Here is a 14,527-nt window from a genome sequence, read left to right as displayed (position 1 = left end):
TTTCTCCAGGTAAATGCCACTCCCTGACGGAGAATGAATAACCATTTCATGGTGCGGCGCACAAGTCGCCACTGCTGCCCGAGAATGCTGGTAACCATTATGTTGGGGGACGGTAATCAAGGTTATAAAGGTGCTTTGCACTACGGATAAAGCAAAGAAAGTGGCACCGATGTTACGCACCACAGCAGAAGTGGTTCTGAAATACGTTCGTCGAGAATGGTGATTTCAAACGGCTACTACTGCAAGGAGGTTTTCTGAGCGAGTCGGGCGGTTCAAAAATATACTGGCCTTATTAGATTAAAGTCCTGGCCTTATGACCAGGACTTTGTCATCAATCGGAGAGACAACTGTCTCTCTTTTTTATGCCTGGCTATTACACCAGGCACTCAGCAACCAGCGGGATTATGCGTTGTAAGCATTTTCACCGTGGCTGTTAACATCCAGACCTTCACGTTCCTGATCTTCCGGAACACGCAGGCCAACAGTCATATCGGCAATTTTGTAACCAATGAAGGCAACAACGCCAGACCAGACAATGGTAATCAGCACGCTTTCCAGTTGAACCATGAGTTGATGGCCCATAGTGACACCCTCTGCGAAACCAACACCACCCAGTGAAGAGGATGCGAAGATACCGGTCAGGATACAACCTACGATACCGCAAACACCGTGAACGCCGAACACATCACACGGGTCATCAACACGCAACCAGCGTTTCAGTGCAGTAACCCCCCACAGGCCAGCAATGCCCGCCGCGATACCAACGATAAGCGCACCACCAACACCGATATAACCACAAGCAGGCGTTACCGCAACCAGACCCGCGATAGCACCAGAACAAGAGCCCAGCAGAGACGGTTTACCACGAATCGCCCACTCACCAAATACCCAGGCAAGGATAGCCGCAGCAGTTGCAACAACGGTATTAAGGAAAGCCAGACCAGCGATTTCATTCGCCGCACTTGCTGAACCCGCATTGAAGCCGAACCAGCCAACATACAGAATCGCGGTACCAGTAAATACCATTGGCAGGTTATGCGGTTTGAACGCTTCTTTGCCGAAGCCAACGCGTTTGCCCATCATATAGGCACCCACCAGGCCAGCAACTGCTGCGTTAATATGCACCACTGTACCGCCAGCGAAATCCAGCGCTCCATGGGTTGCCAGCAGACCGCCGCCCCAGACCATATGCGCAATCGGCACATAAGACAGGGTCATCCACACAACAACGAAGATCAGCACTGCAGAGAAACGAATACGTTCAGCCAGGGCACCAACAATCAGGCCAACGGTGATACACGCGAAGGAGCCCTGGAAGGAAACATGGATGTACTGATAGAAAGTACCCATCAGATCGGTAATTTTGATGCCTTTCAGCATGGTCCAGTCAAAGCTACCGAAGAAATTGTTACCAGTGCTGAATGCCAGGGTATAGCCATAGACCACCCACAACACGCACACCAGCGCGAAAGTTACAGAAACCTGAGTCAGCATGGACAGCACGTTCTTGGAACGAATCAGTCCACCGTAAAATAACGCAATCCCAGGAATCGACATGAACAGCACCAGTGCGGTGCAAATCATCATAAAAGCGTTATCGGCTTTATCAACTACTGCTGGTGCAGCCATTGCAAGTGATGGCAACAATGCCAGCGCCCCGAGGCCAAGTTTAATGCCAAATTTACTCATTTTATCCATCCCTTTCACCATTGCCAGGAATCAGAGGGCCGCTTCGTCGGCTTCGCCCGTACGAATACGAATGACACGTTGTAATTCAGCAACGAAAATTTTGCCGTCGCCAATTTTGCCTGTGTAGGCAGCTTTACTAATTACATCAATAACTTCGTCGAGTTGATCGTCAGCAATGGCTACGTCAATTTTCACTTTTGGGAGAAAGTTAACGCTGTATTCTGCTCCGCGGTACAACTCGGCGTGCCCTTTCTGGCGACCAAAGCCTTTCACTTCGGTCACTGTCAGCCCCTGAATGCCAATAGATGAAAGCGCTTCACGGACGTCTTCCAGTTTGAATGGTTTAATTACCACGGTAACCAGCTTCATAAATCCCCTCCAGTAAGAAATCGGTAAGTGCCGCAGCGAACAGGGATTACTAAGCAATCAACGTGCCAAAAGTATAAATCAGCAACTTTCAGCGTCTTAATGAGGTGAGAGGCGGGTTAACTGAAAAGACCGGAAACAATGTTGTCGCCAGGAACATTCCTGAAAAATAAAAACGCACCTTTTTGGTGCGTTTTTATAAAAAACACTGCACCAATAGTGCAATGGGTTAAATGTTCGCCAGATAATGGTGCATTACATAACAGCAGACTCTTCATAGCTGCTGGAGGCTAATTCTTCACCAGCCAACTGTAACTGATACATTTGCCAGTAACGCCCACGCTTCGCCAGGAGTGCCTCATGCCGGCCACTCTCAACTGCCTGCCCACGGTGCAACACCAGAATAGTATCAGCCTGGGTAATGGTGGAAAGCCGGTGAGCAATTACGACCAGAGTGGTTCGCTGGCGTAAGGCACTGAGTGCATGTCCTATCGCCTGCTCGGTGCCTGAATCAATATTGGCAGTCGCTTCATCCAGAATAAGTATTTCCGGGGTATCAACCAGTACCCGGGCAAGTGCCAGCAACTGTTTTTGCCCGACCGACAACGTATTGCCCTGCTCACCTAATTGGGTATGAATACCTTCAGGCATTGAGCGCACAAGGTCAGCCAGTTGCACGGTCTCCAGCGCCTGCCAGACACGCTCTTCACTGATATCCCGCCCCAGTGTCACATTCATATATAGCGATTCAGCCATCACCACCGGATCTTGCTGCACCATCGCCACACCTTTGCGCAGGACACTATGGCTCAGGCTTTCTAACGGACGGCCATCAAGGCGTATCTCCCCTTGTGACCACGGGTAATAACCCATCAATAAATTTGCCAGTGTGCTCTTGCCACTGCCCGTGTGCCCAACCAGAGCGATAAAGCTTTTCGCTGGTGCCTGCAGGTTAATATCACGCAGCACATTCTGACCATCGCGATAGGCAAAAGAGAGTTCAGAGACATCAATACGCCCGGATGCCAGTGGTTGGTTATCCGGGCCATAGTGCTGTTGTTGGCAGTCCATTAACTCAAATACGCGTTCCCCTGCTACAACCGCCTGCTGCAGCATCGACTGCTGGGTTGTTAACTGAATCAAAGGCTCATTCAAACGCCCCAGATAGCTGATAAAGGCGTACAGCACCCCGACTTCAATTGCGCCATTACCGGCATACCCGAACTGAAACAACAGCCCACATAAAATTAGTGCTGAGAACAGGCTCAATAGAGGGCGTAGCAGAAAGCCTTCCAGTTTCAGGGTTTGCATACGCGCGTCATAGTGTGCTTCACTGGCATCCGCCAGTTTTTTACCAAAGCGCATCTGCTGGCGAAATTGCTGGATAACCCCCATGCCATTAACCGCTTCATTAAAACCGTCATTGATATCCGCGAGGTAACTGCGTACCCGCCGGACAATTGGCGTACTCAGGCGTTGGTAAATCAGCATAACCACCAGAACGGCAGGGAAAATAACGATAGCCACCAGCGCCATACGCCAGTTTAATGAGAACATCGCCACCAGCATCGCACCAATTAATGCAGCGCTGCGCAACACAGTTGCTACCACGGTGACATACAAATCGCGGATAACCTCGGTATCATTTGTCACACGGGAGATCAGTTGACCGACAGGTTGGGTGTCAAATGCACTCACTGGCTGGCGCAACGCTGCATCCATTACATCAGTACGCAATTGTTGCACAACCCCCACAGCCGCCTCGTTAAACAACAAAGCCTGAGTGTAATGCAGCAATGCGGCCAGCCCCTGCAACAGGATATAAGCGGCGGCCAGCCCGCCGATCATCGCCAGCGGCAGTTGTTTTTCCGCAACCAGGTGGTCAATAAAGTAACTGATTAAGGCCGGGCCACTCACTTCCGCCGCCGAAGCCACCCACAGCATAATCACCGCTTTGATGATAGATTTACGCCAGGGAGAGCCATAGGCCAGAAGACGTTTTAGTGTCGGCCATAATGCAGGTTGAGATGGGTTACGCATGAGCCTGCTCCCCGGTTTCATCCTCTTCGTCCAGGGCGGCTTCCAGTTGTTGGTAACGGTACATATCACGATACCAGCCTTGCTGATTCGCCAGTTCAGAGTGGTGGCCGCGTTGCGCCACATTCCCTTGTTGAAGAACCAGTATTTCACTGGCTTCCGTTAACGCCGACAAGCGGTGGGCGCTGATAATCAATGTGTGCCCTGCGCCCCATTGCCTCAGGTTATGCAGAATTTGCTGCTCGGTTCTGCCATCAACCGCAGATAACGCATCATCAAGGATGAGTATTTCAGCATTGAGTAAAAGTGCGCGTGCAATAGATATACGCTGTTTTTGCCCACCGGAGAGCATCACCCCACGTTCACCCACTTCCGTTTCATAACCTTGAGGCAGGCGCAGAATATCGTCATGCACACTGGCCAGTTTTGCAACAGCTTCAATTTCAGCCTGGCTGGCACCGGGTTTGCCAAGCGCGATATTGTTTGCCACCGTGTCAGAGAATAAAAAAGGTGTCTGATTGACGACTGCCAGCCGTTGATGCCAACTGTTAAGCTGCAACTGCCGTAATGGCATACCATGAAATGAGATATCACCGTCATCTGTGTCAAAGTGGCGTTGTACCAGCGACAACAGCGTGCTTTTTCCGCCACCTGTAGGGCCACATAAACCGAGAATCTTCCCGGGTGCCAGGGTAAAATCAACCTGATGAAGTTGTGGGTGCTGACTCCCCGGCCAGGTAAAACTATTGATCTGGCAAACCAGTGTTCCCGGCCCTTCGGGTAGTACCTGCATGCCATCTTCCACAACCGGTTTTTCCGCCAGTAAATCACGAATACGGCTGTAGGCAGCACTGCCACGTTCCACAATGTTGAACATCCAGGCAAGCGCCAGCATCGGCCAAATCATCAGCCCAAGGTACATCGCAAAACTTGTCAGTTGCCCAAGCGTCAACATTCCCTGGCTGACCATCCATGCTCCCCCGCCAATAGCGAGCATATTCGCCGTTGCAATAGCGACATAAATGGTTGGATCAAAACGGGCATCCACCGTAGCGACACGCATATTTTTCTCACCGGTATCCCGGGCATCTTCAGCAAATAAGGCAGACTGGCGGTCTTCGAGACCGAAAGCTTTAATCATGCGGATACTGGTCAGACTTTCTTGCGTCCGATCATTGAGGGAGGAAAAAGCGGCCTGAGCCAGTTTGAAGCGTTGGTGCAACTGGTCACCATAGCGCTTGATAACCAGCGCCATAACAGGCATTGGTAACAACGCCAGCAATGTCAGTTGCCAGCTAATCTGGGTACACATCACTACCAGCACGGCGCAGCCCATCACCAGAGAATCAACCAGGGTCAGTACCCCTTCGCCAGCGGCAAACACCACCCGGTCAACATCATTGGTTGCCCGGGCCATCAGATCACCGGTACGGTGGCGCAGGTAAAATGCCGGGCTCTGGCGGCTCAGTTGCCGGTAAAAATCCGCGCGTAGCTCAACCGCAAGCCGGTAAGATGCGCCAAATAACAGCACCCGCCAGACATAACGCAGCAAGTACACCACGACAGCGATAACGGCCATTACCCCAATCCACAGCAGTAATTTGCTGAGAGTGAAATGTTCCAGTGTGACACCATCGACAATAATCCCCACCAGCTTAGGCGGGGCAAGTTGCAAAATTGCAATCACAATGAGTAACGTTACCGCACCCAAATAACGGCGCCATTCCCGGCGGAAGTACCAATGAAGTTGAGCAAATAATCGCACAGCAACGAGTCCTGAAACTGGCCTTACACGAGCCAGTTTGTTGAATGAAATGGTTCAAATAGTGAACGAGTGCCTACAGTGGCAATGATGTGGTGTATTTTATCTGTTCCATGGCAAAACTCGAAGTGACATCGCTCAGTCCAGGCACATTGTTGACTAAACGCTTATAAAAATCATCAAACCGCTTCATATCCGCCACCTGAACACGCAACAAGTAATCGTATTCACCCGCCATGCGCCAAAACCCCAGCACTTCAGTCATTGCAGAAACAACATTGACAAACTGGTTATACCATTCGCTGCTGTGATTCTGTGTTTTTATCAGCACAAATGCCGTGAGATTCAGCCCGAGAAGCTCCGGGTTCAGCAACGCCACTTTACCCAGAATATATCCTTCATCCTCAAGGCGTTTCAGCCGTTTCCAGCAGGGGGTGGTGGTCAGATTAACGGCATCCGCCAGCGCCTGCAAAGAGTATGTGCAATCTTCCTGCAGTAGCGCCAACAAACGACAGTCCGTTTTATCTAGCATACCCACCTCAAAGAGAAATATTTTCTCTCAATACTGAATATGGCAGAGAAAATAGCAACTTTTTTTTCTCCAGGTTGCGGTACGCTGAGCACAAATTGACAAACGGGCCAGAGCCATGAATAACTGGGTAACACACGCCATTCGTGAAATTAACGCCGATTACCAGCGTTCCGCTGATACACATTTAATTCGCCTGACACTTCCTGCATTTCCGGGAATCCATATTTATCTCAAAGATGAAAGCACACACCCCACAGGCAGTCTGAAGCACCGGCTGGCACGTTCACTGTTTTTGTACGGGTTATGCAATGGCTGGATAAAAGAAGGCACCACGATAATCGAAGCCTCTTCGGGATCCACCGCAGTTTCGGAAGCCTACTTTGCCCGTTTGCTTGGCCTGCCTTTTATTGCCGTCATGCCTGCCTGCACGGCCAAACGTAAAATTGAACAGATTACGTTCTATGGTGGTCGTTGCCATTTTGTTGACAGCCCCTGCCAGATTTATGATGCCTCAGAAACACTGGCCCGCGAGCTTAACGGCCATTATATGGACCAGTTTACCTATGCCGAGCGGGCAACAGACTGGCGTGGTAACAATAATATTGCCGACAGTATTTTCCGCCAAATGGCAAGCGAACCCTATTCTGAACCGGAGTACATCGTCATGAGCGCGGGCACTGGTGGAACATCTGCAACCATTGGGCGTTATCTGCGTCACCAGGGGCATCAAACCCGCCTGATGGTTGTCGACCCGGAAAACTCAGTGTTCCTGAACTACTGGCAGGATGGCGACAACCAGCGCCGGAGTGAGACCGGAAGCCGCATTGAAGGGATTGGCCGCCCGCGTGTGGAACCATCGTTTATTCCCGGTGTGATTGACGACATGATGCGTGTGCCAGATTGCGCCACAATTGTCGCCATGCAATGGCTTGAAACCATTCTGGGCCGCAAAGTGGGCGCATCCACAGGTACTAATATGTGGGGAGTACTGAGCCTCGCGGCACAAATGCGTGATGCCGGGCAAACCGGTTCAATTGTTACCTTACTGTGCGATAGCGGCGAGCGTTATCTGGAAAGTTACTACAACCCTGAATGGGTTGCGGCCAACATTGGCAATCTTAGCGAAGCCCGCCTGGCTTTACAGGCCTTATTGAAGTAACAGACTGCCGGCTTCCATCGTGCTGATGCAAGCCTGGTCACACCCACGAAAAACCAGTAGTCAGCATGGTGCGGGTTTCATTTTTACACAAACCCGCACCTTCCTTATCATGAAGCTGGTGAGCCAGCGGCAGGCGCGTTACCATACCCTATCTGTTTTTACTTATTACAAGGTTTACTATGAAACGTGCTGTTGTTGTGTTCAGTGGTGGGCAGGACTCCACTACTTGCCTGATTCAGGCACTACACCAGTATGACGAAGTGCACTGCGTCACATTTGATTATGGGCAGCGCCACCGGGCTGAAATTGATATTGCCCGTGAACTGGCACTGAAACTGGGTGCGAGAGCACACAAAGTGCTGGATGTTGGTTTGCTGAATGAACTGGCGGTAAGCAGCCTGACACGGGACAGCATTCCGGTGCCGGATTACGACCCAAATGCCAGTGGCATCCCTAATACCTTTGTCCCCGGGCGTAATATTCTGTTTTTAACCCTGGCCGCTATTTATGCCTGGCAGGTAAAAGCTGAAGCAGTAATTACCGGTGTATGTGAGACTGACTTCTCCGGTTACCCGGATTGCCGCGACGAATTCGTGAAAGCGCTGAACCACGCCGTTAACCTCGGCATGGCCTGTGAAATTCGCTTTGAAACGCCACTGATGTGGATAGATAAAGCACAAACCTGGGCCCTGGCTGATTACTGGGGAAAACTCGATTTGATTCGCACCGAAACGCTGACCTGCTATAACGGCATTAAAGGCGATGGTTGCGGCGAATGCGCAGCCTGTAACCTGCGAGCCAATGGCCTGAAACACTACCTGGCCGATAAAACCGCTGTCATGGCGGCAATGAAGCAAAAAACAGGCCTGCGTTAAACCAGCACAGCTACTGGCATGCTGGTGCATGCCAGTGCAATTCAGCCAATCATCTGCATCAGTTTTTCTTTTAATTCCCCTTCAACTGGCAATGCTTTCTGGCTTTTCAAATCGACACAAACAAATGTAATCAGCGCATCCGCCACCACCTCGCCCCCAGGCTGAAGTGTAATAACCTGGCTTAGTACACCACTTTTCCCATTGAGTTGTTGCAGTTTACTGGTCACCAGTAAACGTTCCCCCAGCAAGGCTGGGCGCCGGTAATTGATATTGATATTGACTACGACAAAGGCAATATTTTGTGCACTCATCCAGCGAAAGCTTTCTTCTTCTTCCAGTGCGGCCCAACGGGCTTCTTCAAGGAATTCTAAGTAACGTGCATTATTCACATGCTGGTAAACATCCAAATGGAACCCGCGAACAGTGATTTCAGTCTGCATAACCATAGCCTGTATGCCTTTATGTTGTTATGAGGTAAGGAGGCCACACCAACTGGTATGACCTCCTTATTGTGGCAAAAATTAACAGTTATGCAACATTCACAATGTGATGCGATCGATATTCCGTTCAACCAGTGAATGGCCAATACCTGGTACATCACTCAGTTCGTCAACGGAGGAAAAAGCACCGTACTGCTCACGCCACTCAACAATCGCCTGTGCTTTCTTCAGGCCAATACCACTCATGGCACTGGCTAATTCCTGTGCGCTGGCCTGGTTAATACTGACTTTTTCTGCTGTGCTGACCGCAGCCTGAACAGGTGGCTCAGGCTGTGCCCAGGTTGGCGCTATCCCAACACCCATACCCAAAGCCAGAACGAAAGCCGCAGATTTAAAACTGGTCTTCATGCCGTTTCTCCTTGTGTTTTAACAGCCCGGGAACAGTAAACCGAACCAAACAGCAGCACAAACGGTGAATTACAGGAATGGAAAGGGCCGCGAAAGCGGCCCTTGTGTGTTGCATCTTATTGCAAAAGAATGCGAGCAGGCATGTTATTGCTGTTGTTGCACAACATCACTGACTTTGATTTTCGCTTCCTTACGCAAAGTATTGAGCAGCGATTCCAGCGCAATTTGCGCATTGTTGCTGGCAACCTGGTTTGCCATTGCTGCTTTTTGCGCCTCAGGCATGTCTCCAGCTTCAACAGCATCCAGAGCAATAATAAGCACATTACCCTGCAAATCATTACTGGTACCGTACACAGACTGACCTTTCGCTGGTAACGGTAGTTCAAAGGCAGCGCGTGTTACCGGGTCCTGACCACTGCGCGTCAGAGTTTGCTTTTCGCCAAATTTAAGGCCCGCCGCTTTCATGGCATCATCGCCTTTACCGGCTTTTAACTCAGTGAGCAGCTTGCTGGCCTCAATACGAGCCTGCTCATTGGCTTTCTGCATTTTCACCGCAGCAACAACCTGGTCATGCACCTCTGACAGCGGTTTCGTGCTTTCAGCTTTGTGTTGTGCAATACGCACAACAAACGCACGGTCGCCATCTACAGTGATGATGTCAGAGTTACTACCCGGCGCACCATCCTGCCCCAGTAAGCCACCGTTAAAGATAGCATCGGTAACGGGTTTAAAGTTCAGTTCAGCCGGAACAGAATCTTGTGAGAACCAACCGGTTTCTACCGCTTTAACACCAGCAACCTGTTCTGCCGCGTCCAAAGACTGGTTGTCGTTGCTGGCCGCATCACTGACTTTCTGTTGCAATGCATAATAGGCATCCAGCGCTTTTTCACCTTTCACTTTTGCCGTGATTGAGTCACGCACATCTGCGAGCGGTTTAACCACAGCCGGCTGAATGTCATCGAGACGAGCGACCAGGAAGCCGACAGAAGATTTGATAACACCTGATAACTGGCCTTTTTTAGTCAGCCCGGCATTTTTCAGCTCATCCGGCGTGGTTGATGGCTCCAGCCAGCCCATGTCGCCACCCTTACGGGCAGAAATAATATCTGTGGATTTTTCTTTCGCCAGAGCGGCAAAATCAGCGCCATTTTTCAGTGCATCCAACACGTCCTGCGCATCTTTCTCCGTTTTGGTCTGAATCACACTGTAGCGATCGCGCTGTGGTTGAGTAAACTCATCACGGTGTTCATCGTAATAGGCCTGGATATCGGCATCTGTCACGTTAGTTTTCATATCCGCAGCATCCAGCTTGATATAACTGACGCGGAATTGCTCTGGTACCAGGTAAAGTGACTGGTGCTGGCCGTAATATGCTTTAACTGCATCCTCTGGCGCAGTCTGTTTATCTGCCAGCGCTTTAACATCGATGGTAGCTTCACGCACAACTCGTTTTTGGGAAACCAGTGCAGCCAGCCGGTTTACTTCACCAGGCAAAACGAACCCAGTGCCTTCTACCGCATCAATCAACTGCTGAGTCGTAAGCTGGTGGCGCAGGCTCTCTGCGTAGCGTTCTGGCGTATAGCGGGCATTTGCCAGCACGGTATTAAAGCGATTGTTATCAAATTTACCGTCTACCTGGAAAGCCTGGGAGTTAAAAATATTCTGTTTAATCTGGTCATCGCTGATACTCAGACCGAGATGTTTTGCATACTGGTCAATCAATGCTTCATCAATCAGGCGCTGCAGAACCTGTTGACGCATTTCCTGCATATAGCCTTCATTCGAAGCCAGCACGGAATACTGGTCTCCCAGCCGTTGCTGCAAGCTGCTGCGTTGAGCAACAACTGCATTTTCAAACTGTGCACGGTCAATCTTCTGCCCGTTAACTTTTGCGGCAAAATCGTTGTTACCGCCAATTAGGTAGCTGCTTACCCCAGTCAAAACGAATGACAGGATAATTGCCCCCAGAATGATCTTGAGTACGACATTGCTGGATGCCGCACGTAACGTGTCCATCATGGTGTAACAACACTCCGCTGTAATGTGACAAAACCTGGTGTAATGGCATGTTGTACATGGGTAAGTTTCCCAAAGCCGTTACACGCGAAAGCGTATTGTGAAAGAAACCGGGGCAGTTGTCAGCCCGTATAACACAGAAAGTCATACAGAAAAGAAAAAAGGCACATCTTAGATGCGCCCTTAAGCTGTTTACTTGCCAGCGCCCCGCCCTGACGGGGGTGCTAATCAGTTAACCGCGTCTTTCAGCGCTTTACCTGCACGGAAACCCGGAACTTTTGCAGCAGCAATGGTAATTTCTTCACCCGTTTGTGGGTTACGACCCGTGCGGGCTGCGCGTTCACGAACGGCAAAAGTACCAAAACCTACCAGTGCTACGTCGTCCCCGGACTGCAGGGATTCAGTAACGGAAGCAATCAAAGCGTCTAATGCACGTCCAGCCGCAGCCTTGGAAATATCAGCATTTGCGGCAATTTTGTCGATCAGTTGAGATTTATTCACTCTTCTCTTCCTCTGTTTATTTTTTTTGTATCGCACCTGAATCCTTCAAAGTACGACCGCGAAGCAGTTATATCAGGCCTGCCATGCCCTTACAACTCCCAACCCGATGTTTATTTGGTCAGGAGAAAGACATATCCCCAGCCAGCGTCCTAAAGTAGCCAGGCAAAAAAAAGCTGGCAAGTGACAATTCACCTGCCAGCCCTGTTTTTCCAGGCACTCTTTGCGTCAGGTCACTATTTTGCGCTAACGACTTCCATTCCAAACGGTGAGTTTTGCAAAGCCAGAGACAGAACTTCCTCAATGCGCTTCACTGGATGAATATCCAAATCAGCCAGAATGTTATCCGGAATCTCTTCCAAATCGCGTTTATTCTCATCCGGGATAAGCACCGTTTTAATACCACCACGGTGAGCCGCCAGTAACTTCTCTTTCAGCCCACCAATAGGCAGCACCAGCCCACGCAAGGTGATTTCCCCGGTCATAGCGACATCAGCACGAACCGGGTTACCTGTCAGGCAGGATACCAGCGCTGTACACATCGCGATGCCCGCACTTGGACCATCTTTTGGTGTCGCACCTTCAGGCACATGCACATGGATATCACGTTTTTCATAGAAATCGCTGTTGATACCCAGCTTTTCAGCCCGTGCACGCACGACAGTTAAGGCAGCCTGAATAGACTCCTGCATCACTTCACCCAGCGAACCGGTATAGGTCAGCTTGCCTTTACCCGGAACACATGCAGTTTCAATAGTCAGTAAGTCACCACCAACTTCGGTCCATGCCAGCCCCGTTACCTGACCGACACGGTTCTCGTTATCAGCACGCCCGTAGTCAAAACGCTGAACCCCAAGAAAATCCTTCAGGTTATCGCCATTGATTTCAATTTTCTTCAATGACTTATCCAGCAGCAGTTGTTTCACTGCTTTGCGGCACAGTTTGGAGATTTCGCGCTCCAGCCCACGCACGCCTGCTTCACGGGTGTAATAGCGGATAATGCCGACAATCGCACTGTCATCAACCTTGATTTCAGTTTTCTTCAGTGCGTTACGCTCAACCTGTTTCGGTAACAGGTGTTGTTTGGCAATATTCAGTTTTTCATCTTCGGTGTAACCAGAAAGACGAATCACTTCCATACGATCCAGCAACGGGGCCGGAATATTCATGGAGTTGGATGTCGCAACAAACATCACATCAGACAGATCGTAATCCACTTCCAGGTAATGGTCGTTGAATGCGATATTCTGTTCCGGATCCAGAACTTCCAGCAATGCTGAAGCCGGATCACCGCGCATGTCAGAAGACATTTTGTCGATTTCATCCAACAGGAACAGCGGATTTTTTACCCCCACTTTCGCCATTTTCTGAATCAACTTGCCTGGCATTGAACCAATGTATGTCCGGCGATGCCCACGAATCTCGGCTTCGTCGCGCACCCCGCCCAATGCCATACGCACATATTTACGCCCGGTGGCTTTGGCAATGGACTGCCCCAGAGAGGTTTTACCTACCCCTGGCGGCCCAACCAGACAAAGGATTGGCCCCTTAATTTTGTTCACGCGGCTCTGAACAGCAAGATACTCGAGAATACGGTCTTTCACCCGTTCCAGACCATAGTGATCGGTATCCAGAATTTCCTGAGCCTGGCGCAAATCTTTTTTCACTTTGCTGCGAGAATTCCACGGAACCTGAACCATCCAGTCAATGTAACCGCGAACCACTGTCGCTTCCGCAGACATCGGCGACATCATTTTCAGTTTTTGCAGCTCAGCTTCCGCTTTTTCACGCGCTTCTTTCGGCATTTTCGCCGCTTCAATTTTGCGTTTCAGCGCTTCGCTTTCATCCGGTGCGTCATCCATTTCGCCAAGTTCTTTCTGAATAGCTTTCATTTGCTCATTCAGATAGTACTCGCGCTGGCTTTTCTCCATCTGCTTTTTGACGCGGTTACGGATACGTTTCTCAACCTGCAACAGGTCAATTTCCGATTCCATCATCGCCATCAGATATTCGAGACGTTCGTTAACATCAGACATCTCAAGCACGGACTGCTTATCTGCCAGTTTCAATGGCATGTGCGCAGCTATGGTGTCAGCCAGACGCGCCGGGTCATCAATGCTGTTCAGTGAAGTCAGCACTTCCGGCGGGATTTTTTTATTCAGCTTGATATAGCCTTCAAACTGATTAATGGCGGTACGAACCAGGACTTCTTGTTCACGCTCTTCAATCACCGGAGACTCAAGGTATTCAGCCTGAGCAATGAAATGCTCGCCGTTATCCGAGAGTGTCGTGATCCGTGCGCGCTGTAAGCCTTCGACCAGCACTTTTACCGTACCATCCGGCAGTTTGAGCATCTGCAGAATAGAAGCCACAGTGCCGACAGTGAAAAGGTCGTTTATACCAGGCTCATCCGTCGAGGCCTCTTTCTGCGCCACCAGCATGATTTTCTTGTCGTTATCCATCGCCGCTTCCAGGCAGCGGATAGACTTTTCCCGTCCGACAAATAACGGAATAACCATATGCGGATAGACCACCACATCGCGCAATGGCAACACGGGGATTTCTATGCGTTCAGAACGCTCAGGATTCATAGAGCTCTCTCTTAGTTTTAACCTGTTCATACCACCATGATACAGGCGATTGTTTCCGCCAGGTGATGAGGCGCTCGTGAACCCTCTTCACGGCATCACCAACAAGTAAAACAGTATATGGGGATAATTCCCGGACATTCAACGGCAGGCGGGC

The 14,527-nt window shown here is 50.2% G+C and carries 12 protein-coding genes; 2 read left to right on the top strand and 10 right to left on the bottom strand.

The window, feature by feature from the left end:
• Window positions 1–402: 402 nt before the first annotated feature.
• The 5 genes from amtB to A9B99_RS16230 form a co-directional block, all read right to left on the bottom strand.
• Entirely contained in the window at window positions 403–1,689 is a 1,287-nt protein-coding gene (gene amtB / locus A9B99_RS16250) for an ammonium transporter AmtB (protein WP_064599754.1), read from the bottom strand.
• Window positions 1,690–1,719: 30 nt separating this feature from the next.
• The gene (glnK, locus tag A9B99_RS16245; protein ID WP_002891893.1) at window positions 1,720–2,058 is read right to left on the bottom strand and encodes a P-II family nitrogen regulator; all 339 of its coding nucleotides are present in this window, start codon (window positions 2,056–2,058) and stop codon (window positions 1,720–1,722) included.
• A gap of 252 nt (window positions 2,059–2,310) precedes the next feature.
• Window positions 2,311–4,095, bottom strand: a complete 1,785-nt coding sequence (locus tag A9B99_RS16240) for a SmdB family multidrug efflux ABC transporter permease/ATP-binding protein (RefSeq protein WP_064599279.1) — start codon at window positions 4,093–4,095, stop codon at window positions 2,311–2,313.
• The gene (locus tag A9B99_RS16235) at window positions 4,088–5,857 is read right to left on the bottom strand and encodes a SmdA family multidrug ABC transporter permease/ATP-binding protein (RefSeq protein ID WP_064599277.1); all 1,770 of its coding nucleotides are present in this window, start codon (window positions 5,855–5,857) and stop codon (window positions 4,088–4,090) included. The genes A9B99_RS16240 and A9B99_RS16235 overlap by 8 nt, the downstream gene beginning before the upstream one ends.
• A gap of 73 nt (window positions 5,858–5,930) precedes the next feature.
• Window positions 5,931–6,386 (bottom strand): Lrp/AsnC family transcriptional regulator, encoded by a 456-nt coding sequence (locus tag A9B99_RS16230; RefSeq protein ID WP_064599274.1) that lies wholly within the window; start codon window positions 6,384–6,386, stop codon window positions 5,931–5,933.
• Window positions 6,387–6,501: 115 nt separating this feature from the next.
• On the opposite strand from A9B99_RS16230, the gene A9B99_RS16225 reads away from it, so the two are divergent.
• Window positions 6,502–7,545: a PLP-dependent cysteine synthase family protein gene (locus A9B99_RS16225; RefSeq protein ID WP_064599272.1), complete on the top strand. Its 1,044-nt coding sequence runs from the start codon at window positions 6,502–6,504 to the stop codon at window positions 7,543–7,545.
• Between the two features lie 179 nt (window positions 7,546–7,724).
• Window positions 7,725–8,420, top strand: a complete 696-nt coding sequence (gene queC / locus A9B99_RS16220) for a 7-cyano-7-deazaguanine synthase QueC (RefSeq protein ID WP_064599270.1) — start codon at window positions 7,725–7,727, stop codon at window positions 8,418–8,420.
• 41 nt (window positions 8,421–8,461) lie between these two features.
• Here queC and A9B99_RS16215 read toward each other — a convergent pair whose 3' ends face one another.
• From A9B99_RS16215 to lon, 5 genes are all read right to left on the bottom strand, one after another.
• Window positions 8,462–8,860, bottom strand: a complete 399-nt coding sequence (locus A9B99_RS16215; RefSeq protein WP_064599751.1) for an acyl-CoA thioesterase — start codon at window positions 8,858–8,860, stop codon at window positions 8,462–8,464.
• A gap of 99 nt (window positions 8,861–8,959) precedes the next feature.
• The gene (locus A9B99_RS16210; RefSeq protein WP_064599268.1) at window positions 8,960–9,268 is read right to left on the bottom strand and encodes a ComEA family DNA-binding protein; all 309 of its coding nucleotides are present in this window, start codon (window positions 9,266–9,268) and stop codon (window positions 8,960–8,962) included.
• Window positions 9,269–9,412: 144 nt separating this feature from the next.
• Window positions 9,413–11,287: a peptidylprolyl isomerase gene (ppiD, locus tag A9B99_RS16205; RefSeq protein ID WP_064599266.1), complete on the bottom strand. Its 1,875-nt coding sequence runs from the start codon at window positions 11,285–11,287 to the stop codon at window positions 9,413–9,415.
• A 225-nt stretch (window positions 11,288–11,512) separates the two neighbouring features.
• Window positions 11,513–11,821, bottom strand: a complete 309-nt coding sequence (gene hupB, locus A9B99_RS16200; RefSeq protein WP_269448077.1) for a nucleoid-associated protein HU-beta — start codon at window positions 11,819–11,821, stop codon at window positions 11,513–11,515.
• Between the two features lie 197 nt (window positions 11,822–12,018).
• Window positions 12,019–14,373, bottom strand: coding sequence for an endopeptidase La (gene lon, locus A9B99_RS16195; RefSeq protein WP_064599263.1), 2,355 nt, complete (start codon window positions 14,371–14,373; stop codon window positions 12,019–12,021).
• Window positions 14,374–14,527 lie beyond the last annotated feature (154 nt).

The sequence above is a fragment of the Mangrovibacter phragmitis genome, from assembly GCF_001655675.1.
Classification (GTDB): domain Bacteria; phylum Pseudomonadota; class Gammaproteobacteria; order Enterobacterales; family Enterobacteriaceae; genus Mangrovibacter; species Mangrovibacter phragmitis.
Note: the sequence above shows the minus strand (reverse complement) of the source record. Positions and strands in the feature narration are given on the sequence as shown.